The sequence below is a fragment of the Streptomyces vastus genome (genome assembly GCF_039532825.1).
GTDB lineage: Bacteria > Actinomycetota > Actinomycetes > Streptomycetales > Streptomycetaceae > Streptomyces > Streptomyces vastus.
The window spans coordinates 1,651-23,926 of sequence record NZ_BAAASJ010000098.1; the positions used below are offsets into that span (position 1 = coordinate 1,651).

Consider the following 22,276-nt stretch of genomic DNA (forward strand, 5'->3'; position numbering starts at 1 on the left):
GGCCTCGCGCAGGACCCCGATGGCGATCTCCTCGCCCAGCCGGACCGCCTCGGTGTAGTCGGTGCGCCAGTGCACGCCGGCCATGTTGCGGCCGGTGGCGACGTTGGCGGCGACCTTGTTGAGCTCGCCGCCGACGGTGAGCCGGTCGACGTCCGGACCGGTGTACGGCTCCAGAGCGGTGCCGTCGGTGCTGGGCACCACCGGGTCGGGCAAGATGTGCGACTCGTCGAACCACGCCTTGAGCATGGTCACGCACGCACCCGCCACCGTGGCGTGTCCGGAGCCGTACGAGGGATGGGTCGGGCTGCCCTCGGGAAACGCCTGCGGCAGCAGGTAGCTGCCGTACTTCTCGAAGACCCGCTTGACGGCGACGGAGTCCAGCACCCCGGAGTCGATGGGGTACTCGCGCTGCCCGCGCAGCTGCTGGTGGACCCGGCCGCCGAACTCCTCCGGCCGCAGCCGCCGGTGCACGTACCACTTCTGGAACCACACCGCCTTCAGGGCGCGGGTGGCCACCTCGGTGACGAGCGAGAGGATGTGCGGGCCGCCGTACGTCCCGAAGCCGATCTGGTTGCGGGAGAAGTTGTACGGATTGCCCGCGTCGACCGGAGCGTTCAGGCCCATCAGGATGAGGGCGGCGTTGAGGTACGCCTCGTACAGCGCGTCGAAGTGCACGTAGTGCGCCAGATCGCGCGGCGTCTGGATGTACCGTCGGGTCGCGAAGTCCCGCTCGTCCGGCTCGGGTTCGGAGCCGTTCTGCACCTCCAGCCAGTCGCCCCAGGTGGTCAGGTGGTCGACCGGGCGGACCAGGGTGTCCTGCCGCTGCGGGACCAGCAGCGTGCCGTACGGGATGTCCTTGAGCAGGAACTGCGAGAGATACGGCCCGACCAGGTCGCCGCGGGTGTCGCCGCGGAAGATCGTCTGCGGGGTGACCAGGCCGTTCTGCTTGGGTGCCCGGAAGTCCTCAAGACCGCTCAGTTCGGTGGCGGCCTCGGCGACCAGTTCGCTGTCGCCGAACCGGGTGAACAGCACGTCACGGCACAGCGCCATCCAGTACAGCTCGACCGCCTCGGCCGAGTTCTGCGCGCTGTCGATACGCGGCGCAGGCGGTACGGACAACGCCTGAGCGTCCGGGCCCTGCGGGTCGAAGGCCAGTCCCGCCTGCGGGTTGACCAGCTTGCGGGTGTCTCCGAGCGGGATCCGCTCGAAGTCCTCGTAAGCGCCGGTGGCCAGCGCCCGGCGCAAGAGGTTGTAAGCGGCCGGGTCGACCTCTCCGTACTTGTTGTGCGGTAATGCCTTGGAGTAGTTGGCGACGAACGGGTGGTCCGTCTCCTCCCCGTTGGCGGTGTGGACCGGTACGTGGCGCTGGAACTCGGCCTCGGCGGCCCGGATCCGCGCGTCGCGCGCGGCAAAACGACGGTCACTCATATGAATCCCCCGTGTTCCCCCGTGAGTTGTGCGTGGAACGGCTCTCCTTTCCCTTGGAGACGCCCGGGCACGTAGGACTGTTGCGAGGAAACGAGCAATCGCGAGAATTTGCACATATGTAGCATGAACCTCCGCCTCCATATCAGACCGGGCACGGGCGATGACGGCCGGAGGAGACGTCGAAGCGGTCGCGCCCGTCTGTCGGGAGTTCTCAGTCCCGGACCGAACCGGGTGAGCCGCCGAGCAGCAGTGGTCACACGCTGGGCATCTCGGCCACCGGCACCTCGATCAGTGAGGGGCCCGGTTCGGTGAGGCAGTCCTTGAGAGCCGCTGCGAGCCGCTGCGAGCCGCGCCGGGGCCTCGGCCCGGACAGCGGGCACCGAGAACGACTCCGCGAGGCGTACGAAGTCGGGGCTGGACAGGTCCCTGCCGATGAACCGGCCCTCGAACTCGTCCCCCTGGATGCGCCGGACGTTGCCGTAGGCGTTGTCGTTGGAGACCACCGCCGTCATCCACAGGGGGCGGCGAGGCCGCCACGTTGCGACAGCGTCACCTAATTGTTATGGCGGATGACAAATAGCGCCTCCCGCACTCTGGCGCACGGGTTCCAGAGCGCCGTAAGTTCCCGCTCACAACATTCAGCCGGGCGGATCACCCGACACCCGGCAATTCCGCCGAGAGCGCGCTTCTCGCCTTCCTTCTCACCACCCTCGTACGTCCGGTCGTCCGGCCGTAACACCAGAAAGGACCCTGCCCATGCGCAAGGGACTCCTCCTCACAGCCGCCTCGGTGGCGCTCGTCAGCTCGCTCACCGCCTGTGGTGGCTCCTCGTCGAGCGACAGTGACTCCGGCTCCGGCTCCGACGCCAAGCCGAAGATCGGTGTGATCCTCCCGGACAGCAAGTCCTCGGCCCGCTGGGAGACCGCAGACCGCAAGTACCTCTCCGAGGCGTTCAAGGCGGCGGGCGTCGAGTACGACATCCAGAACGCACAGGGCGACAAGCAGGAGTTCCAGACCATCGCGGACCAGATGATCACCAGCGGCGTGAACGTTCTGGTGATCGTGAACCTGGACAGCGGCACGGGTAAGGCGGTTCTGGACAAGGCCAAGGCACAGGGCGTCGCCACGATCGACTACGACCGGCTCACCCTCGGCGGCTCCGCCCAGTACTACGTGAGCTTCGACAACACCGCGGTCGGCAAGCTGCAGGGTGAGGGCCTCAGCAAGTGCCTGACCGACATGAAGGCCGAGAAGCCCATCGTCGCCACGCTCAACGGCTCCCCGACGGACAACAACGCCACTCTCTTCGCCGAGGGCTACAACGGCGTCCTCGACCCGAAGTACAAGTCGGGCGAGTACGTGAAGGGCCCGGACCAGTCCGTCCCGGACTGGGACAACGCCCAGGCCGGCACCATCTTCGAGCAGATGCTCACCAGCGAGCGCCAGATCGGTGGCGTGCTCGCCGCCAACGACGGTCTCGGCAACGCGGCCATCGCCGTCCTGCGCAAGCAGAACCGCAACGGCGAGGTCCCGGTCACCGGCCAGGACGCCACCGTGCAGGGCCTGCAGAACATCCTCGCGGGCGACCAGTGCATGACCGTCTACAAGGCGGTCAAGAAGGAGGCCGACGCCACGGCCAAGCTCGCCATATCCCTCGCCAAGGGCGAGAAGGGCGAGACGAACGCGACCGTCGAGGACCCCGAGGGCAAGCGCAAGGTCCCGTCCGTGCTGGAGACGCCGGTGGCCATCTACAAGGACAACGTCAAGGACGTCGTGGACGACGGCTTCGTCACCAAGGAAGAGCTGTGCACGGGCAAGTACGCCGCCCTGTGCACCAAGGCCGGCATCCAGTAGCCCTGACCGGCCGGCCGGACCGTTACCCCTTGTCCGGCCGGCCCGACCGCGGGCCCCGGGGCTCCCACCCCCCGGGGCCCGCGACCTCACGACCGTAAGGAGCCGTCTTCCATGACAGCGTCTTCCATGACAGCGACCCCGATCCTTCGACTGCGCGGGATCGACAAGAGCTTCGGCGCCGTGCAGGTACTGCACGACGTGTCCTTCGACGTCCACCCGGGGGAGGTGACCGCCCTGGTCGGAGACAACGGCGCAGGCAAGTCCACCCTGGTCAAGTGCATCGGCGGGATCCACCCGATCGACGGCGGCGAGTACTGGTTCGAAAATGAGCAGGTCCAGGTGCACAGCCCGCGTGACGCGGCGGCAATGGGCGTCGAGATCGTGTACCAGGACCTGGCGCTGTGCGACAACCTCGACATCGTGCAGAACATGTTCCTCGGCCGCGAGAAGCGCCGGGGACTCGTCCTGGACGACGCGACGATGGAGGAGATGGCCGCCCAGACCCTCGAAGGGCTGTCGGTCCGCACCGTCAAGTCCATCCGCCAGCAGGTCTCCAGTCTCTCCGGAGGCCAGCGGCAGACCGTGGCCATCGCCAAGGCCGTGCTGTGGAACAGCAAGGTCGTCATCCTGGACGAGCCGACCGCTGCGCTCGGTGTCGCCCAGACGGCACAGGTCCTCGAACTGGTCCGGCGGCTGGCCGACAACGGCCTCGCCGTGGTCCTGATCTCGCACAACATGAACGACGTCTTCGCGGTGTCCGACCGGATCGCCGCCCTCTACCTGGGCCGGATGGCCGCCCAGGTCAGCACGTCGGACGTGACGCACTCCCAGGTCGTCGAACTCATCACCTCAGGCCGCAGCGGGGACCTCGGCCTCGCCCACAGCAACGGAGCCACCGCATGACCGCCGCAGTCGCCCCCGAGAAGCCGGAGCTGCCGCGCGGCCCCGGTACGTCGAAGAAGAACGGAGCGGCCGGGACCGCGAGTCTGCGCTCGGTCGCCCGGAACTACGTCGAGCGGGTACGGGGCGGCGAGTTGGGCGCCCTCCCCGCCGTACTCGGCCTGATCGTCCTGTGCGTGTTCTTCGCCGCCCTGCGCCCGGTCTTCCTGTCCGAGCTGAACTTCGCCAACCTGCTGACCCAGGGCGCGGGCAGCATCGCCATCGCGATGGGCCTGGTCTTCGTCCTCCTCCTCGGCGAGATCGACCTGTCCGCGGGGTACGCCAGCGGGGTCTGCGCCGCCGTCCTGGCCATCCTGCTCACCGACCACGGATGGCCCTGGTACGGCGCGGCCGGCGCGGCGATCCTCACCGGCACGGTCATCGGCCTGCTGCTCGGCGTGCTGGTGGCGAAGGTCGGCATCCCCTCCTTCGTGGTCACCCTGGCCGCCTTCCTCGGGTTCCAGGGCATCGTGCTGATGCTGCTGAAGGAAGGCACCAACATCTCCATCCGGGACCAGACGATCCTGGCCGTCGCCAACAACAACCTCTCCCCTGCGCTGGGTTGGGTACTGCTCGCCGTCAGTGTCGGGGCGTACGCGGCGATCCAGCTCCGGCAGAACCGCAACCGCCGGCGGCGCGGGCTCGCCACCGCTCCCTTCACCCTGCTCGCAGTCAGGATCGGCGGCCTGGCCGTGCTCGGTGCGATCGCCGTCCACCTGCTCAACCAGGAGCGCAGCCGCAACGTCATCGTCGACTCGCTCAAGGGCGTGCCGATCGTGGTGCCGGTCATCGCCGTCCTGCTCGTCGCCGGTACGTTCCTGCTCCAGCGCACCTCGTTCGGCCTGCACATCTACGCGGTGGGCGGTAACGCAGAGGCGGCCCGCCGGGCCGGCATCAACGTGGCGGCCATCCGGATCTCCGCGTTCGTCATCTGCTCGTCCCTGGCCGCGGTCGGCGGCATCATCGCCGCGTCCCGGGGCAACTCGGTCGACCCCAACACCGGTGGCAGCAACGTGCTGCTGCTGGCGGTCGGCGCCGCCGTGATCGGCGGGACGAGCCTGTTCGGCGGGCGGGGCAGGGTCGTTGACGCCGTGCTCGGCGGCATATTGGTCGCGGTCATCCAGAACGGCATGGGCCTGATGGGGTACAGCTCAGGGGTCAAGTACGCTGTCACGGGTTCGGTTCTGCTGGTGGCCGCAGGCGTGGATGCGCTGTCCCGTCGCCGGGCCGTACAACGATGAGGTCTGTGGCTCCATGAAAGCCGGTCCCTCGCAGGAGGAGATTCGCCGGCACAACCTCGGCACGTTGCTCCGTCATGTGCACATCGGCGGATCCATGTCGCGGGCCGTCCTGGCCGAGCGCATGGGACTCAACCGCAGCACCATCCTGGGTCTGGTGAGCGAGTTGGGCTCGGCCGGCCTGGTCCGTGAGGAACTGCCCCGTGAGACCGGCAGGGCCGGCCGGCCGTCCCTGGTCGTACGGCCCGAGTCCGACCGCGTGTACGTCCTCGCGTTCGACGTGGGCGTGGACCGGCTGGCCGTCGCGCGCATCGGCCTGGGCGGGGTCTTCCTCGACCACAGGGAGATCCCCGTACTCCCCGGCAGTCGCGACGCCGGCAAGGTGGCCGAGGTCCTCGCCGGCTCCGCGCTGGACATGGTGGGCACGGCACCGCACGGCACCTACTGCGTCGGCGTGGCCGCCGCCGTGCGCGGGATGGTGCGCCGACCCGACGGCCTCGTCCGCGCCGCCCCCTACCTCGGCTGGGAGGACGAGGAGTTCGGCGAGGACCTCATGCGCCGGCTGGGCCTCGGCCTTCCCGTCTCGGTGGGCAACGAGGCCAGTCTCGGTGCGCTCGCGGAGCACCTGCGCGGTGCCGGCACCGGCTGCCAGGACCTCGTGTACCTGCATGGCGACATCGGCATCGGCGGCGGTGTCATCACCGGTGGCCAACTGCTGGGCGGCGACTCGGGATACGGCGGCGAGATCGGGCACATGGTCGTCAACCCGCGCAATGGCAGGCCCTGTGGCTGCGGGGCGCGCGGCTGCCTCGAAGCCGAGGCAGGGGAGCGCGCCCTGCTGGAGGCCGCGCAGCGCGACCCGTCGGCCACCGGCCGGGAAGCCGTACGCGCCGTCGTCGAAGCGGCCGACCGGGGCGACATCACCGCCCGCGCCGCCCTGCACGACGTCGGCGACTGGCTCGGCATCGGCGTCGCCAACCTGGTCAATGTGCTCAACCCGCGCACGGTCATCTTCGGTGGGACGCTCCGCGAGGTGTTCCTCGGCTCGGCCGCCCAGATCCGCAGCCGTATCAACCGCCTCGCCCTCAGGGCCTCCCGCGAGAGCCTGCGGCTGCGCGTGGGGGAACTCGGCGACGACGCGGTGCTCATCGGAGCCGCCGAACTCGCCTTCTCCGAGATCCTGGTCGGCCCTCTGGAGACGCTGGCCCGCGCCGGCGCATAGCCGGTACGGCGTCGCGACCGGCACGAAGGCCGGACCGCGGCGCCCCGCTCGACGGCCAGGTGCAGCCTGGTGTCAGACGGAGGAAGCCGTCGGGGTGGGCTCCCTCTCCGGGACGGACGGGCCGGCGATGCCGCTCTGAGCGGCCGGCGCCTTCTCCAGTCGCCGGATGTGGCGCGCACGCGCTGACGCTATTCACCGGGTCCCGTCAGCGGGCCCCGTCCACGGCGGGAAGCGGAGGAACCGCCCCGCCGCGATGCGCGTCCTCCGTCCGAGCAAGGAGGGCATGTGGTTTCACAAGTGGTGCGGGCCGTACGGGGAGAGCTACGAAGCGTGCGGCGGTGGGAGTACGGGCTCGTCGTGTGTGCCGTCGGTGTCGCCGGGCTGCTGGTTCTGCACTCCGCCGTGCCCAACCGGGTCGGGCGTCTCGGGAGCGTCCTTGAGACGTTTCTTCCGTGGCTGGGTGTGGCCGTGCCCCTGCTGGGCTGCCTCGCGCTGCTGAAGCGGTCGGTGGTGGGCCTGCTCGCCTGTCTGGCGCCCACACTTGCCTGGCTCTGGATGTTCGGCGCGCTGTGGTTCGGCTCGTCGCCGGACTCGCACGACCTGACCGTCGTTCAGCACAACGTGGCCGACGACAACTCCGACCCCTCCGGCACCGCACGGGCGCTGCTCGGCGCGCGCGGCGACCTCGTGGCCGTGCAGGAGCTGACGCCCGCGGCGCGCGGCGCGTACGAGGACGTCCTGGGCGGCTCCCTCCCCCACCGGGCGGTCCACGGCACGGTCGCGCTCTGGTCCGCGTACCCCCTGTCGGACGTACGGGCCGTGGACATCCGGCCCGCGGGCTTCCCGGACGGCTGGCAGCGCGGACTGCGGGCCACGGTCGCCGCACCCGAGGGAGAGGTCGCGGTGTACGTGGCCCATCTGCCGTCGATCCGGCTCGGCGCGACCGGCCTGGCGTCGGCGGCCCGCGACGAGAGCGCGGCGCTGCTCGGGGCGCGGATCGCGGACGACCCGGCCGAGCGGCTCCTGGTCGTGGGCGACCTCAACGGCACCGTGCAGGACCGGGGGCTCGATCCGCTCACCTCCCAACTGTCCGCTCCCGACTCGGGTTTCGCGTTCAGCTGGCCGGCGTCCCTGCCGGTGGCGCGGATCGACCACGTGCTCGGCAAGGGGGTCGAGGTGACCGAGGTATCGGCCCTGGGCTCGACCGGGAGCGACCACTTGCCGGTGGTCGGCCGCGTACGTCTTGACTCATGACGACGATCCCGTGGCTGCCCAACCCACCGAACTCACCGTCCCGTTCCAGTTCTTACCTCCGACGTAATCGACGCTCCGTCGGCGCCCCGGCAGGCTTGGCCCCATGACAACAGCCACCACGCACACCACCACCGCTGACGCCACCCGAGCCACCGTCCAGAAGTACCTCGCCCTCCGCCTAGCCGGGGACACCGAGGGGCTCGCCGCGCTCTTCGCCGACGAGGTCGACTGGCTGCTCGCCGAGAATCCCGTGGTGCCCTGGATCCGGCCCCGCTCCACCGCAGCCGAATGCGCCGCCCAGTTCACGGAGTTGACCGAGCACACCGTGCCCGAGGACGCCCACGCGTCCGTCGACACCCTCCTCGTCGACGGCACCGACGCCGTCCTGACGGGTCACCTCTCGGGGACCGTCCGCGCGACGGGCAAGTCGTTCGCGGGCCCCTTTGCGCTGCGCCTCACCGTCGAGGGCGGCCGGATCACCCGGCACCACCTGTACGAGAACAGCGTGTCGATCGCGGTGGCGTGCACCCCCTGACGACGCGGGCGGCAACCGGCCAGGGGCTCAGGCCGCTGTGTACCCCAACTGCCGTCGCATGTACGGGGTCATGAGGTTCTTCGCCTTGGCCAGAGTGCTGGTCCGGCCGCCGAGGACCGCCGTCTCGCCGCCCGGTACGGGCAGCATGGTCACCCCGTCCGCCGAGCCGAAGGGCACGATCAGCGGCGTGCGGTGGATCGGCCGGTAGAAGCGGGGCTCCTTGCGATGCTTGCCCGAGCTGTGCAGGTACATACGGATGTTGTGGGCGGCGAGGTCCGCCTGGGCGAGCGCGGCGGGGGTGAGTTTGAGCTCGCTGATGTTGTTCACGTCACCGACCGCGAACACGTCCTTCCACCCCTCGACCCGGAGCGACTTGTCGACCTTGACCTGCCCGGCCGCGTTCAGCCAGTCGCCGTGTCCGGCCAGCCGCAGCCAGAGCGTGTTGGGGGTCGTGCCCGTGGTCCAGAAGGAGAGGTCGGCGTCGATGATGTTCCCGCGGGCGTCGCGGTAGGTGCCGAAGTCGTTGCCGGGGGACATGAAGGAGTCGAGCCGTACCTCCACATCGTGCGACTCCAGCCAGGCGAGGGCCTTGCGCGCGGCCCGCGCGCTGCCCGTGGAGTGGAGCAGCGCAGGGCCGGAGTGGGCGAGCGTGACCCGGGCGTCCGGCCGGGCCAGCCGGATCTCGGCGGCGAGTTCGACACCGGAGGGCCCGCCGCCGACGACGAGGGCGTGCTGGGCGGTCGCGATGTTCTGCTGGTGTTCGGCGAACGACTTGGCCGCCTCTTCGGGGGTGGTGCCGGTGAAGCGGGCCGGTTCGGGGTAGTCGGCGCCGGTGGCGATCACCACCACGTCGTACGGCAGCCGTTCACCGGTGGCGAGCGCCACCTGCCGTTCGGTGGTGTCGATGCGGACCACCTTGCCCACGGCGACCCGGCCGTTGGTGAGCAGCCGGTCGTACGGAATGAAGGGCGCCCCCGTCCACTCCGGATCCACGCCCGCGCGCAGCGAGGCGACGCGGTGGAAGAAGACCTCCTTGCGGTCCACCAACGTGACGCGCGCCTGCCCGTCCAACCGTTTCGCCAGACGGACGCCCGCATAGCCGCCGCCGATCACCACTATGTCGCGGTCACGCACGCCGAATCTCCTGTGCCTTGTGGGGGGAAACGAGGGCCGCGACGCATGCCGCCGCGTTTCGGCCACTCGACTGTTGGCGAGCCTATGACTTGAAACTTAAAGTTGCGGTCTTGTGTTGTGCGAATTCTGTGAAGTGACGGGACGAAGGGGCTGATGTATGGGCCGTCGCCAGCAACGGTCCTGACGAGTGGACAGGTTCCGCCGTTTCGGGCCCCCGGCCGGATCGGACCGCAATGCTCGCTGGGCACGTTTGTCTGCGACGTCAGACCCTCGGCTCGAGGGGCTCGATCGGCTCGATCGGCTCGAGGAGGTCCGGCAGGGTCGGATATCCCGGGTAGCTACTCTCGCTCACCACGTACGTGCAGTTGGTGTACGTGTAGCCGGGATCGATGCTCATGCCGTCCGCTTCGTTCGTCACGTCCTCCGCGTCTGCGTCCGCGTACTTGATGAGCGTGTGGTAATTGCCGGCGGGGAGGCTGAGATAGTCGGTCGGGTAGGCGATGCTGCTGTTCGAGCAGGCGCTGCCCTGGGCCTCCGACTCACTGGAGTACTCGGTGCAGTCGCCGCATGCCGCGAGGGTGATGCGGCCGGTGACCGGGCCGGTGTAGAGGAACTCGACCGCGGTCGGGGCGTCGTTGCTGATCTCCAAGGGCATCTTGGCGCCGCCCGGACTGCGGGACGGCGGCAGCTTCCGGCCCGCCTCGGGCCGCTCCTCGGCGATCTCGGCGGCGATGGCGATCTGCCGGGCGCGCTTCGCGTTCTTGTTGTCCTCGTACTTGTCGGCGAAGGCGTTGAGAGTCTCGGCCGCCGCGCCGAACTTGTCGTCCTCGAACTCGTCGACCCCGCAGGCGTAGGCGCCGGACTCCACCGCGTCGACGGCGTCCGTGCGCAGCCCGTCACCAGGGCTGCCCGCGGGCAGGTCGACCATGGTCTGGCTGATGGCCTGCAACTCCTTGCTGGCCGGGCACGGGTCGTTGCCCTTCAGCGCCTTGGACCGGTTCGCGATCTCCGCGCTGACGGCCGGTCCGACCTTGGCGGCCTGCGCCGAGTCGGGGAACGTTTTCAGGAGGTCGGCCAGTGCGCCGCCGTTCGCCTTCGCTTCGGTCACGGCGTCGGCGCCGAGGTTCGTGACGCCGCACTCGTAGAGCGAGGTGGCGAGGGGCTCCTCGGGCCAGTCGGCGAGGGAGCCGAGCCGCTGCTTGCCCATCGTGTCGGGCAGCTTCCACAGATAGCGCAGCGGTTCCAGCGCCTCGCAGTACTGCTTCTGGCGGTAGGGCGCGGCGACGGTGTCGTAGTACCGGTCGAGGCGGTCGGGGATGCGCTGTGCCGCGCGGGTGCCGGGATGGTCGTCGCCGAGCGCACGGTAGGCCTTCAGCGCCCGCTCGTAGTCCTGCTTGGCCTCGGCGAAGCCGCCGTCCCGCTGAGAGGCGGCGGTGACCAGCCGGTCCGTCTTGGCGAGCCGGTCGAGGAGCATCTGCTGGTACGCCTCTTCCCGCGCCGCCTCGTACCCCACCGCGCCACCGGCCGGCACGGCGAGCAGCACGAGCCCGAGCCCCGCGGCGACCGTCGACCGCCACGGCAACGTCAGCCGCGTACGGCGCGCCAGCCACGCCCCGTGGGCCGCGGCCAGCACCAGTACGAGGCCGTACGCCCACACCGCCCCGCCCGGAACCCCGTCCGGGTCGGCGGGCAGCGCGGCCACCAGCAGCCAGCCGGTCGCGATCCAGCACAGGGCGGCCTGCGGCCAGCGCTGCAGGAGCACGTACCCGAGCCCGAGCCCGGAGAGGTTGAACAGCCCGGCTGCCGCGGCCCGCCACGGGTCCGCGGGCACGGCGTCCTCGGGCTCGTCCTCCGGCAGCGTGTAGGTCAACCACTCGGAGGCCGGCGGGACGGGCGGCGGACTGTCGGGCAGCGGGGGCTGGGGCGGGGGCGATGACGGGGGCTCGGGCGGCGACGGAGGTGCTTCCGGCACGGACGACGGGGGCTCGGGCGGCGACGGAGGTGCTTCCGGCACGGACGACGGAGGCTCGGGCGGCGACGGAGGTGTTTCCGGCGCGGACGACGGTGGCTCGGGTGATGCCGGAGGTACGTCGGGCGGAGGCGGCGCGGGCGGCGGAGGCGACGACGGGGGTGCGGGCGGCGACGTGGACTCCGGCTCCGGTCCGCTGCCCGACGGCTCTCCCGTGCCACCGATACCCGACGGCTCTTCGGACCCACTCATACCGACTCACTCCCCCAACTGCCGTACAGACGGGACCTCTTGCTCCATCGCAGGCCCCCTATGCTCCCGCAGGTGACTGGGGACGGGTCCCGAACGTACGGAAGAAATGCTGAACGGAATGTGACGGCACGATCACTCTCACGCATGCCGCGGAGCGCACACCCGAACCCCCCGGTCGATAATCGGTGCATGGCCCACCCGTACCGTCGCCTGCTCGCCGATGTGCTCACCGCGGGCGCCCCCTATCCGCTCGCACTCACCGGCGGGTACGCGGTGCGGGCACACAGGCTGGTCGAGCGGCTCAGCCAGGAGCTGGAGTTCGCCACAGAGAGTCCTGAGGCCTTGGAGAAGATCGCCGCCGATGTGGCCGCGGCGCTGGAGGAACGGGGCTGGGAGGTAAGGGCCTTGGAGGCGGAACCGCTCGCCGCACGACTGATCGTCGCCGAGCCGGGCACGAGCGAGGAGTGCGAGGTCGACCTGTACAAGGAAGCCCTCTGGCATCCGCCCGTGCAGACCGAGTACGGACTGACTCTCTCCCTCGAAGACGTCGTCGGAACCAAGGTCCGCGCCCTGGCCGACCGCGGCCTCGCCCGCGACCTCGTCGACGTACACGCCGCCGCGGACCACTGGACCCGCCCCGAACTCGAGGAACTGGGCCGCCGCCACGCCCCCGACACCTTCGACCTCAGCGATCTCCAAACCCGCCTGGTCGGCGCGGAGTTGATCGACGACAGACAGTTCGCCGCCCACGGACTCGACAACGAGGCGATCACACACCTGCGCCGCTGGGCTCAGGAGTGGGCGGACGACATCGCGGAGCGGCTTCTGGAGATGGGCATCCCGGAAGACGAATGACCGTACCGAATGCGACTACTGGACCCCTCAGGCAAAGCCCGACGACGGCCGGGTGTCAGGGATAGCCTGACGGCATGACCGATGCCGCAGACGCGTCCTCCGTTCCGGCCACGGACGAGCTCCACAGGTTGTCGCCCCGAGACGAGTCCCGCGTCGCCCTGGCCCTGACCCTCCGTCAACTGGCGGACGCCGTCCTCGATGCCATACCGGTCGAGCCCGACCCGGAGCCCGGCGACCTGCTCCGCACCGCGCTGCGGCTCCAGCGCCGCGTGGAGGACGTGGTACGCGAGGCGGTGGTCGCGGAACGCGAGCGTGGCACCACGTGGTACCAGATCGGCGAGGCCGCCGGCATCACCCGGCAGTCCGCCCACGAGAAGTGGTATGGCGACGTCCATGCCTGGGCGGCCACAGGGCGCAGCGCCCTCCCGCCGCACCTGAAGACCCTCGATGTGGCGGCGGAGGCGGACGCCCGCTACGCCGCCCTGCGCCCGGACCGCCCGCACGCGATCACGTCAGGTCTGGACGCGGTCCGCTTCCCCGGCTCCCACGCGTACGAGGCCAGCCTCCGCACCCGCGGCTCCGCCCTGCACATCCGCCGCATGGACCTGGACGCGCAGGCCGACAAGCTGAACGACGAGTACAGCACGCTGCACGCCCAGGGCCCCGCGGCCCCCTCGTCCACCGACGGTGCCCCCCTCACGCTGCTCACCGCCCACCGCGGCCATGCGAAAGCGGTACGCGCCAACCGGCTCGCCCTCGCGACCGTCCACGACGAGATAGCCACCGTCTACGATCAACTCGTCACCGCCGAACCCTCCCTGGCCGAGGAACACCGCACCCAGGCCGACTGGCACCGCAACGCTTCCGAGCAGACCCGCGCTTATGCCGACCTCCTGCGACACTGAAGAGCAAGCCGGCGGTACGCGAACCGCCAACTTCGCCATCCGATGGGGGACTTCACATGGCACTGTTCGGAAACGCCCACACCGTCGACCCGGGGAAGGCTCAGCACGAGTACGGGCGACTGCTCGGGCAGGATGAGCAGGTGTACGCCGCGTACCTGCTGATCCGCGACACCATCCTCTTCACCGACCGCCGCCTCATCCTCATCGACAAGCAGGGCATCACCGGCAAGAAGACGGAGTACCACTCCGTCCCGTACCGCAGCATCACCCACTTCTCCGTCGAGACCGCCGGCCACTTCGACCTCGACGCCGAGCTGAAGATCTGGATCTCCGGCACCCCGGCGCCAATCGAGAAGACCTTCACCAAGGGCGTCGACATCTACGAAGTCCAGGCGATCCTCACGCAGTTCGTGGCGCGCTAAGGGCTGCGCTTCAGGCTGACGATCACCGATCTGCTCGTGGAACTGCCGTCATGGGCGGCTTCAGCGGAGCCGACGCCGAGGATCTTGTCGGTCCCCGGGACCGCCGCGATGGCGTTCAGCCGGAGCGACTGCTGTGAGCCGGCCTCGATCCAGTCGGCGCTCGGCAGCTCCGACAGCGAGATCCCTTCGCAGTTGCCGCCCGCGGTGAGGTACCGGCCGGCGCTGAGCACCACCCCGCGCTCACCGTCGCGGACCCAGCGGCCGCGATCGGAACACGCTCCGTGCGAGTTCGGCAGCTTGATCCAGCCGGTGCCGTTCCAGCGCGACCGGATGGCCTCCGGTAGGGGGTCGCCTTCGTCGTCCTCGGAGATGGAGGTGTGGTCTCCGTAGACACGTATGTCGTCCTTCGCCAGCGCGACGACCTCGGTGAAGTAGGCCAGCTGCTCGGGCGCAGGGACTGTGTAGTGGTACTCCGGCGTCGGTACGGGCTTCCAGGCGCGGCCGTCCCAGTGCACGGTGGCGGGCTGGGCGCCCGGCAGCCCCAGGCCCTCGTCGGGACCGTGCGGGTGGTGGTAGCCGACCGCCCACAGGTCGTCGGACGCGACGCCGTCGAGTGAGGTGACGGAGACGGGCAGGTCCATGGCAGTCCAGCGGGCGCCGTCCCAGTGGGACGTGCCGGCCTCGCCGTCGAGGACCCAGATGTCGTCCGCTGCGAAAGCCCGCACATCAGCGACCGGGTGGCCGTCGGGCAGCTCGGGCAGCGCCGTCCAGCGCGTGCCGTCCCAGCGGGCCATGTGCGGCGCTCCCCCCTCCTCCATGCTCGCCGTGAGCAGGATGCCGCTGGAGCCCACAGCGTCGAGGCGCACATGCTCGAAGAGGTTGCTGCCGAACGACGCCGGCATGGGACGCCGCTGCCATCCGGTTCCGTCGTCGTGCAGGAGGAAGCTGTCGCCCGCCACCCAGATGTCGTCGTCGGCGGTCGCCATCACGTCGTACAGCTCGCCCGTCTCTTCGAAGACCTTGTCGTACTTCCAGGTCATACCGGAGTCGATCACGGCGCGAAGGCCTGCCACGGTGACGAACAGGAGCAGCATCGCGGCGAGCGCCATGTTGACCTTGAGCATGCGCATGTTCACGTACGGGTAGAGCGGTACGGCAGCGCAACAGTTGCGCCCTTTACGCTTTCTGCACCTGAGGTCGGCCCTCCCGCACGGCGGGCCCGAACTCACACCAGACGATCTTCCCCGGGTCCCGCTCGGCCACGCCCCACTTGTCCGCCACCGTCGACACGAGCAGCAGGCCCCGCCCCGACTCGCCCTCGGACGGCACGACACGCGGCTCCCCGTCGCCGCTGTCGTGGACCTCCACGCGGAGCACTCCGTCGCCGTACGGGAGCAGGCAGAGCCGAAAGCCCCGGCCCGGGGGTACGCCGTGGACAAGGGCATTCGTCGCGAGCTCGCTGACGCACAGCAGGACATCGCCGTACGTCGCTTCCGGTACGCCCCAGTCCTTCAGCGCGGCCTTCGTGAACTCTCTTGCCGCCGGGATCGATTGGCGTTCCCGCCGGTAGAAGCGTTCGCGGGGAGCGGGTGAGTTTTCGTTGTTCACAGGACGAGTGTCACGCTCTGTGTCCATGATGGAGCAGTGCGTGGGCTCGTACGGATTTCTTGTACGGGCCTGTCGCAGTGAACGTACGTACCGCGGTGGGGAGTTGGACCTGTATGAACTCCAGGACGCGTTCGCGCAAGAACGCCTCGGCGATGAAGATGGTCGGCGCGCAGTTGGCTGTGCTGAGGCGGGCGGCCGGTTTCACCCAGCGCACGCTCGCCGAGCGGGCACGGGTGGACGAGGAGACGATCGCGTCGATCGAGCAGGGCAGACGGCCACTGAAGGGGGACTTCGCGGAGCAGCTGGACAAGATCCTAGACACGAAGGGGGTGTTGGCCGCGGCCGTGGACAACATGCCCGAGGTGGACCTCATCCCGCGCTTCGCCGAGGAGTTCGTCGACTACGAGCAGCAGGCGATCGCGATCTCCTCCTACCAGAACCAGGTGCTGCCCGGTCAGTTGCAGACGACGGCTTACGCCCGGGCGGTCTTCCGCAGCCGCGTTCCCGTCTACGACGAGGACGAGATCGAGCAGAAGGTCGCGGCGCGTATCGAGCGTCAGCAGATTCTGCACCGCAAGGTGCCGCCGACCACCAGCTTCGTGATCTGGGAGGCGGTGCTTCAGGACTTCTTGGGCGGCAAGGAGGTGTATGTGGAGCAGTTGCGGCGCCTGCGCGAGTACGCCGAACGGCCCGGACTCGCCCTGCAAGTCTTGCCGTTCGGGCGCACCATGCACGCTGCCCTCGACGGCCCCTTCGTCCTGCTGGAGACGCCCGATTACCAGCGCCTCGCCTACAGCGAAACCCAACGCGGCAGCCAGTTGGTCGGTGATCCAGACGAGGTGGCGATCCTCGCTCAGAAGTATGCGATGCTGCGGACGCAGGCCCTCAACACCGAGGACACCAGGAGCCTGTTGGACCGTCTGCTGGGAGAGCAATGAGCAGCGCACTGCACTGGTTCAAGTCGACCTACAGCGGCGACGAGGGCGGCGACTGCCTCGAAGTCGCCTACGCATGGCGGAAGTCCAGCTACAGCGGCAGCGAGGGCGGCGACTGCGTCGAGGTAGCCACCCACCCCTCAGCCATCCACATCCGCGACTCCAAGACCCCCGACGGCCCGCTCTTCACCGTCACCCCCGCCACCTGGACGTCGTTCCTCACGCTCGCCCGCGACTGACAGCGACAGCGCAACCGTCACCGCGATCGACGCGACGGCCATCACCACCATCGCCGTTGCAGGCGAAGTCAGTTGAGCCACCGCCCCCGCCAGCCCGGCGCTCACCCCCTGCATCGTGAGCATCCCGGCGGAGTGCAACCCCAGGGCGTGACCGCTGAGTTCGGGCGGGGTGAGGGCCATCAGCTGTTCCTGCTGGACCAGGCTCGCGCCGAAGCCGACGGAGGCCACCGCCACCACAACCGCCGCCACCGGCACCCCCGGTCGCAGAGCGAACAGCAGGTACGGCGGAGCCAGGAGCAGGAGCAGCGGGATGCCGAGCCGGGGCCCACTCGGGGCGGGAGAACGCGGCCGACCGTCACATCCCCGGCGAACATCCCGAGCGCCGCACAGGCGAAGAGCAGGCCCGCGTGGTCGGGGCGTACGGGACGTACAGCGACTCGCAGCCGACGATCATGCCGTTCGGGAGCCCGTGATCGTCGCGCGGGGCGGCAGCCGGTCCGCCGACGGCCCGAACATGCTCAGCGCCGAGAGCAGGGGCGAGTCGGTGGCCGCGTACACCAAGGTGTGTTTCACCGGCAGAGGGCAGCCCTGAGCCAGCTCTTCCAGCTTCCTCCTGAGGCGGTTCTCCTCCATCCGCTGATGCACAGACTGGAGTGGGCGTACCTGATGGCTTGCCGACCCGGAATGGGGCATTCGCGGCTAACCTTCCCTCAAGGGGGAGCCGCATGGTCGAGAAGGCACGGGCGGAACATCCACAACAGGCCCGATTGTGGGCGACATTCATCTTCGCGGCCACCGTGGCGCTCGCTGTCGCCGCTGTCGCTGCCCCGTGGACGCCGTGGCGGGACGACGACTTCGGCCGCGCGCCCTGGTGGGTGTGGGGCCCGCTGGTGGCGGCGGCGGTGCTGTTCGTGGCGGGGATGGGGGAGCGGAAATACACGGCGTGGGCCGGGGTGGCCGGCTGCGCGGCCGTGGCGGTGGGGGTCGTGAGTTTCCTGGCCTGGCCCCGCGAGAAAGTCGTCCTGGACGGGCGGCGGCCTGATCAGATCAGTGCCCGGCCCTCGTACGAGGACGTGCCGCCGGAGGAGTGGCACACGGTGTACTCGGCCGAACCGCCGGCCGCGCCGCTGGCCTGTTCCCTGGCCGCCGCCGTGGTCCTGGTGCTGTGTGTCGTGATGCTGGTCCGCCGTCGGCGTCCGCGGACAGCCCCCGCCCCCGACCCCGACCCCAACTCTGGTCCTGGACCTGGACCTGGACCTGGTCCCGAGGACTATGAACGTCCTTATGCGACCGGGGCAACACTGCGGCGGCACGCCCGCCGGGCTATGGCCGCGGGGGTCGCCGGAGTGCTCGTGGGCGGGTTGCTGGGAGCGGGGACCGCCTTCGGGGCCAGCGGACTCCAGCGGGAGCGGAGGGAAGCACTCGGGCCCTGGTGGGGGCAGCTCGCCGACTCCGTGACGGTGCCGGAGGACAGGCTTCACAGGGGGGCGGCCGAATGGGACGGCAGGAAAAAATTCGTCCAGCTGCCGGAGCGGCCGGAGCGCGTGGCGTGGCAGCGCGACTTCAAGGGGCCGGTGACGCTCAGCATGTGCGGCCGCGGCGAGCGGGCACGCGGCACCCTCGTCGCGCTGGAGGAATCCTCGCGGCGCTCCGTGATCGTGGGACACGACGCGCGGGACGGCACCCGGCGGTGGTCCCTCACCGTACGCCGTCAGGACACCGCGGAGCTGACCCAGGTGGCGGTCAGCGAGGGGTGCTCCGTGCTGGTACTGATCGGCACCGTCGTGCTGGCCGTCGACGCCTACACGGGGAAGGTCGAGGGCAGTTCGGTGCTTCCACAGGCACGCCTGGCCACATGGCACTTCATCACGCCGGCCGCCCAGAAGTATCCGTGGCCGCGGCTGGTCAGCCTGTCCGACGCAAAGTACGCGCATCTGACGACCTGGGACGATGCGATCGTGGCCGTACGGCGCAGCGATGCCGAGCCGGTGGCCAGGGCCGACAGGCGGTACGGAAGCTGCATCCACCTCGTCGACTACTACCGCCATGCGCCCGAATCCGGGCAACTGCTCATGGACGACTGTGCGGACCGGTCCGTCTTCGCCGTCCTCCCCGAGCCGGAAGCCCCGGCAGAGCTGCGGACAGAGCGGCCCCCGGCGTACCAGCCTCCGCCTCTGCAACCACTGCTCGCCCACGCGGAGATGCCCGTACCGGCTCCCCCGCGAGGCTGCCGGAGCGGACCCCTGCGGATCCTGTCGGCCTCGGTCACCACCCTGGTGGAGACCGCGTGGGACTGCGCCGGTAAGGCGTACCGGGCGCGGATCAGCCTCTCGGACAGCGACAGAGCACAAGACCAAAGGTGGGCGAAGTCGCCGGTGGCGGATGCGGCGCCCGACGCCACGTTCGTCCGCAGTGACGGGGTGCACCATCTGCTGGAGGTGTGGGGAGACACCGTGAAGATGGTGCACGGCGACGATTTCGACGCGCGGTGGACCGTGGTCCCCAGGCGTGGCGACCCGGTCGCCGGCCTCGCGGACAGCGACGTACTCTTCGAAGCCCGGCGCGGGCGGGATGCCGGACGCAGAGACCTCTACCAGCCGATACTCGCCCTCACACAGTCCGGGACCCTGGTCTCCCTGGCCGCGCACTACGAAGGACCGGGCAAACAACCCGTATGGGTCACCGCTTCCAGCGATGTCGCTCGCCAACCCTGCACCGGGAAGCGAGGGCTGCTGGCCGACAAGATCTCCGGTACGGCCCTCGTGCTGTGCACCACGAACGGGCGCACGCACGTCACGGCCGTCACCGGCTAGAGGCGGAGACTGGCGCGGTAGCTATCTTTCCGTAAGCGTTCCGGGCGCTTTCACGGGAGACGAGGGCGGGCGGCAGCCCGCCGCGGTCGGCGGTGCGCCGGCGCAGGCGGCCTGCCGCGTCGCGGTAGTGGGACAGCCGGCCTCCGCCACCACCTCGTCCCGTCGTGATCCAGCCCTCGAAACCGCTCGCGGGCCCGAGCTCTCCGTGAGCCCGCTCGGCTTCGACGTCCCGTCAAAGCCGCGCAGCGCCCGTAACCGACATCACCAGCGAGTACAGCGAGGTCGTGGCCGTGATGAACATCCGGTTGTTCTTCGGGCCGCCGAACGCGATGTTGGAGACCGTCTCGGGGATCAGCAGGCGGCCGATGAGGGTGCCGTCGGGGTCGTAGCAGTGGACGCCGTCGTCGCAGGCGGCCACCCACAGGCGGCCCTCGTCGTCGAAGCGGATGTTGTCGAAGACCCCGCCGCCGGGGCGGCACTCGGCGAAGACCTTGCCCTCGCCGAGCGTGCCGTTCTCGTGGACGTCGAAAACCCGGACCTGGTTGAGGCGGGTGTCGGAGACGTACAACTGCCGTTCGTCCGGGGAGAGTACGAGCCCGTTCGGGCCGCGGAAGCCGTCGGCTGCCAGGGTCACGGAGCCCGTGGCCGGGTCGAGGCGGTAGACGTTGCAGGCGCCGATCTCGCTCTCCGCCCGGTGCCCCTCGTAGTCGCTGAGGATCCCGAAGTCGGGGTCGGAGAACCACAACATTCCGTCGGAGCGTACGACGGCGTCGTTCGGGCTGTTGAGCCGCTTGCCGTCGTAACGGTCGGCCAGGACCGTCACCCGTCCGTCGTGCTCGGTGCGCGTCACCCGCCGGTTGCCCTGCTCGCACGAGACGAGGCGGCCCTGGCGGTCGACCGTGTTGCCGTTGCTGTGGCCGGCCGGTGTGCGGAAGACGCCGACCGTGCCCGTCGTCTCGTCCCAGCGCAGGAGGCGGTCGTTGGGGATGTCGCTCCAGATCAGCTGGCGCCAGGCGGGGAGGTAGAGCGGGCCCTCGGCCCAGCGGCAGTCGTCGTACAGACGCTCAAGGCGCACGTCCCCGAGCGTGCAGCGGCCGGTGCGGAAGCGGTCGTCGAGTGTCTCGTAGATCCCATTCACTCTCGTCACGCGGGCGACCTTACCCAGCCCGGTTAGCATCCGGGCATGACCAATAACGAGCCGGACCAGACTGATTCCGTGTACGACGTCGACATCGCATCCCTCCAGGGCGGCTCCGCCGATCTGGGCCAGTACAAGGGCAAGGCCGTACTCATCGTGAACGTGGCCTCCAGGTGCGGGCTCACTCCGCAGTACGCGGGCCTCGAGCGGCTGCACGAGCGATACGCCGCGCAGGGCTTCACCGTGCTCGGGGTGCCCTGCAACCAGTTCATGGGCCAGGAGCCCGGCACGTCCGAGGAGATCGCGGAGTTCTGCTCGGCGACGTACGGCGTGACCTTCCCGATGACCGAGAAGGTCGAGGTGAACGGGGACGGGCGCCACGCGCTGTACGAGCGCCTCGTGGCGACCGAGGACGCCGAGGGCCACAGCGGCGACATCCGCTGGAACTTCGAGAAGTTCCTGCTCGGCCGCGACGGCACGGTCCTCGCCCGCTTCTCGCCTCAGACGGAGCCGGAGTCCGCGGATGTCGTGGCAGCGGTGGAGAAGGCTGTCGCGTAACGCCGCTTGACCAATCGCGCTTGACCTTGCCCCTGGGGCAGGGATCACCGTCCTCGTCACCGGGCGGCAGTCGCCCGGTGACGGAGGATGGTGCCGTGGACGAGGACCTGCTGACGATCGGCGCGTTCGCCGCCCGCGCGCGGCTCTCGCCGAAGGCGCTGCGGCTGTACGACCGCCTGGGGCTGCTGACCCCGGCGTACGTCGACGAGACCAGCGGTTACCGCTACTACCGCCACAGCCAGGTCGAACGTGCCCGCCTGGTGTTCCTGCTGCGCCAACTCGACATGCCGCTCGCGCGCATTGCCGAAGTGGTGGCGGAGGCAGACGGGGTACGGGCCGCGGATCTCGTCGCCGCGTACTGGGCGGACGTCGAGGAACGCCTCGCCGGGCAGCGGACACTCGCGCACTATCTCCGTGGACGGCTTTCCGGAAGGAGTTCCGAGTTGTACGCGAAGTTCGAGGTCCACACCGTGGACGTACCCGAGCAGTGGCTCATCACGGAGAAGCGGCACACCGTCGAGGACGAACTGCCCACCTGGATCCCGGCGTCACTGGGGCGGCTCGAGTCGGCCGCCGAGAAGTGCGGCGGGATGACGGGCGCGCCGTTCGTCGTCTACCACTCCGAGGTCGCGGACGTGAGCGACGGCCCCGTCGAATCCTGCATACCCATAGCCGACCCGGAGGCGGCACGTGCCTGGGCCACCGAGCACGCACGAGCATGGGGCGCGACAGCCCGCCTGGAGCCCGCACGCCGCCTCGCCTACACCCGCATCACCAAGGCCCAGGTCGCCGCTCCCCAGATCCACGCGGCATTCGAGGCCGTGGAGGCGTGGATGGAAGGGGAAGGCCTGGACTACGCGGGCCCTTGCCGCGAAATCTACTTCGCGGACTGGGACAAGGCGGGCCCAGAGGACGAGGTATGCGACGTGGCGTTCCCGATTTAAGGACTCGGGGAACAGGTTCAAGCACGGGGTGACG

Annotated in this window: 22 protein-coding genes and 1 pseudogene; 14 read left to right on the forward strand and 9 right to left on the reverse strand. The window is 69.8% G+C overall.

Translation table 11 applies throughout. From position 1 onward, the window contains the following. Positions 1-1,428, reverse strand: a 1,428-nt coding sequence (locus tag ABD357_RS30630) for a vanadium-dependent haloperoxidase (protein ID WP_344394261.1), incomplete at its 3' end; no start/stop codon positions are given. Next, positions 1,425-1,940 (reverse strand): thiamine pyrophosphate-dependent enzyme, encoded by a 516-nt coding sequence (locus ABD357_RS44890; RefSeq protein ID WP_425585068.1) that lies wholly within the window; start codon positions 1,938-1,940, stop codon positions 1,425-1,427. The genes ABD357_RS30630 and ABD357_RS44890, both read right to left, overlap by 4 nt. A gap of 244 nt (positions 1,941-2,184) precedes the next feature. On the opposite strand from ABD357_RS44890, the gene ABD357_RS30635 reads away from it, so the two are divergent. The 6 genes from ABD357_RS30635 (at position 2,185) to ABD357_RS30660 (ending at position 8,470) form a co-directional block, all read left to right on the forward strand. Next, the gene (locus ABD357_RS30635; protein WP_344394262.1) at positions 2,185-3,282 is read left to right on the forward strand and encodes a sugar ABC transporter substrate-binding protein; all 1,098 of its coding nucleotides are present in this window, start codon (positions 2,185-2,187) and stop codon (positions 3,280-3,282) included. A 126-nt stretch (positions 3,283-3,408) separates the two neighbouring features. After that, positions 3,409-4,185 (forward strand): ATP-binding cassette domain-containing protein, encoded by a 777-nt coding sequence (locus ABD357_RS30640; protein WP_344394428.1) that lies wholly within the window; start codon positions 3,409-3,411, stop codon positions 4,183-4,185. Then, positions 4,182-5,462, forward strand: a complete 1,281-nt coding sequence (locus ABD357_RS30645) for a sugar ABC transporter permease (RefSeq protein ID WP_344394263.1) — start codon at positions 4,182-4,184, stop codon at positions 5,460-5,462. Before ABD357_RS30640 ends, ABD357_RS30645 begins: the two co-directional genes overlap by 4 nt. Before the next feature lie 13 nt (positions 5,463-5,475). Beyond that, positions 5,476-6,681, forward strand: coding sequence for an ROK family protein (locus ABD357_RS30650; protein ID WP_344394264.1), 1,206 nt, complete (start codon positions 5,476-5,478; stop codon positions 6,679-6,681). Between the two features lie 285 nt (positions 6,682-6,966). Next, entirely contained in the window at positions 6,967-7,935 is a 969-nt protein-coding gene (locus tag ABD357_RS30655) for an endonuclease/exonuclease/phosphatase family protein (RefSeq protein WP_344394265.1), read from the forward strand. A 103-nt stretch (positions 7,936-8,038) separates the two neighbouring features. Then, positions 8,039-8,470, forward strand: coding sequence for a nuclear transport factor 2 family protein (locus ABD357_RS30660; protein ID WP_344394266.1), 432 nt, complete (start codon positions 8,039-8,041; stop codon positions 8,468-8,470). A 27-nt stretch (positions 8,471-8,497) separates the two neighbouring features. On the opposite strand, the gene ABD357_RS30665 is transcribed toward ABD357_RS30660, so the two are convergent. Both ABD357_RS30665 and ABD357_RS30670 read right to left on the reverse strand, forming a co-directional pair. Continuing rightward, positions 8,498-9,604 carry an NAD(P)/FAD-dependent oxidoreductase gene (locus ABD357_RS30665; RefSeq protein WP_344394267.1) on the reverse strand — a complete coding sequence of 369 codons (1,107 nt, stop codon included), beginning with the start codon at positions 9,602-9,604 and terminating at the stop codon, positions 8,498-8,500. 262 nt (positions 9,605-9,866) lie between these two features. Continuing rightward, positions 9,867-11,474, reverse strand: coding sequence for a hypothetical protein (locus ABD357_RS30670; protein WP_344394268.1), 1,608 nt, complete (start codon positions 11,472-11,474; stop codon positions 9,867-9,869). A gap of 540 nt (positions 11,475-12,014) precedes the next feature. On the opposite strand from ABD357_RS30670, the gene ABD357_RS30675 reads away from it, so the two are divergent. The 3 genes from ABD357_RS30675 (at position 12,015) to ABD357_RS30685 (ending at position 14,007) form a co-directional block, all read left to right on the forward strand. Further along, the gene (locus ABD357_RS30675) at positions 12,015-12,680 is read left to right on the forward strand and encodes a nucleotidyl transferase AbiEii/AbiGii toxin family protein (protein WP_344394269.1); all 666 of its coding nucleotides are present in this window, start codon (positions 12,015-12,017) and stop codon (positions 12,678-12,680) included. A gap of 74 nt (positions 12,681-12,754) precedes the next feature. Continuing rightward, positions 12,755-13,585, forward strand: coding sequence for a hypothetical protein (locus tag ABD357_RS30680; protein ID WP_344394270.1), 831 nt, complete (start codon positions 12,755-12,757; stop codon positions 13,583-13,585). 56 nt (positions 13,586-13,641) lie between these two features. After that, on the forward strand, positions 13,642-14,007 hold the full coding sequence (locus ABD357_RS30685; RefSeq protein WP_344394271.1) for a PH domain-containing protein: 366 nt from the start codon (positions 13,642-13,644) through the stop codon (positions 14,005-14,007). Here the strand turns inward: ABD357_RS30685 and ABD357_RS30690 are convergent. Both ABD357_RS30690 and ABD357_RS30695 read right to left on the reverse strand, forming a co-directional pair. Next, entirely contained in the window at positions 14,004-15,131 is a 1,128-nt protein-coding gene (locus ABD357_RS30690) for a beta propeller repeat protein (protein ID WP_344394272.1), read from the reverse strand. The two genes, ABD357_RS30685 and ABD357_RS30690, sit on opposite strands and share 4 nt — an antisense overlap. A 52-nt stretch (positions 15,132-15,183) precedes the next feature. Next, positions 15,184-15,642, reverse strand: a complete 459-nt coding sequence (locus ABD357_RS30695) for an ATP-binding protein (protein WP_344394273.1) — start codon at positions 15,640-15,642, stop codon at positions 15,184-15,186. An 86-nt stretch (positions 15,643-15,728) separates the two neighbouring features. Here ABD357_RS30695 and ABD357_RS30700 point away from each other — a divergent pair, with 86 nt between their 5' ends. Continuing rightward, positions 15,729-16,553, forward strand: a complete 825-nt coding sequence (locus tag ABD357_RS30700; protein ID WP_344394274.1) for a helix-turn-helix domain-containing protein — start codon at positions 15,729-15,731, stop codon at positions 16,551-16,553. After that, positions 16,550-16,789: a DUF397 domain-containing protein gene (locus ABD357_RS30705; protein ID WP_344394275.1), complete on the forward strand. Its 240-nt coding sequence runs from the start codon at positions 16,550-16,552 to the stop codon at positions 16,787-16,789. The genes ABD357_RS30700 and ABD357_RS30705 overlap by 4 nt, the downstream gene beginning before the upstream one ends. Here the strand turns inward: ABD357_RS30705 and ABD357_RS30710 are convergent. Next, positions 16,691-17,255: pseudogene (locus ABD357_RS30710) on the reverse strand (MFS transporter); the annotation flags it as partial. The gene ABD357_RS30705 and the pseudogene ABD357_RS30710 sit on opposite strands and share 99 nt — an antisense overlap. After that, positions 17,240-17,362: a hypothetical protein gene (locus ABD357_RS30715; protein ID WP_344394437.1), complete on the reverse strand. Its 123-nt coding sequence runs from the start codon at positions 17,360-17,362 to the stop codon at positions 17,240-17,242. The pseudogene ABD357_RS30710 and the gene ABD357_RS30715, both read right to left, overlap by 16 nt. Before the next feature lie 152 nt (positions 17,363-17,514). Here ABD357_RS30715 and ABD357_RS30720 point away from each other — a divergent pair, with 152 nt between their 5' ends. Beyond that, positions 17,515-19,602, forward strand: a complete 2,088-nt coding sequence (locus tag ABD357_RS30720; RefSeq protein WP_344394276.1) for a hypothetical protein — start codon at positions 17,515-17,517, stop codon at positions 19,600-19,602. A gap of 232 nt (positions 19,603-19,834) precedes the next feature. On the opposite strand, the gene ABD357_RS30725 is transcribed toward ABD357_RS30720, so the two are convergent. Beyond that, the gene (locus ABD357_RS30725; RefSeq protein WP_344394277.1) at positions 19,835-20,749 is read right to left on the reverse strand and encodes an SMP-30/gluconolactonase/LRE family protein; all 915 of its coding nucleotides are present in this window, start codon (positions 20,747-20,749) and stop codon (positions 19,835-19,837) included. Between the two features lie 36 nt (positions 20,750-20,785). Here ABD357_RS30725 and ABD357_RS30730 point away from each other — a divergent pair, with 36 nt between their 5' ends. Then, positions 20,786-21,298 (forward strand): glutathione peroxidase, encoded by a 513-nt coding sequence (locus tag ABD357_RS30730; RefSeq protein WP_344394279.1) that lies wholly within the window; start codon positions 20,786-20,788, stop codon positions 21,296-21,298. 77 nt (positions 21,299-21,375) lie between these two features. Beyond that, on the forward strand, positions 21,376-22,242 hold the full coding sequence (locus tag ABD357_RS30735; protein ID WP_344394280.1) for a MerR family transcriptional regulator: 867 nt from the start codon (positions 21,376-21,378) through the stop codon (positions 22,240-22,242). The last annotated feature ends 34 nt before the right edge of the window (positions 22,243-22,276 follow it).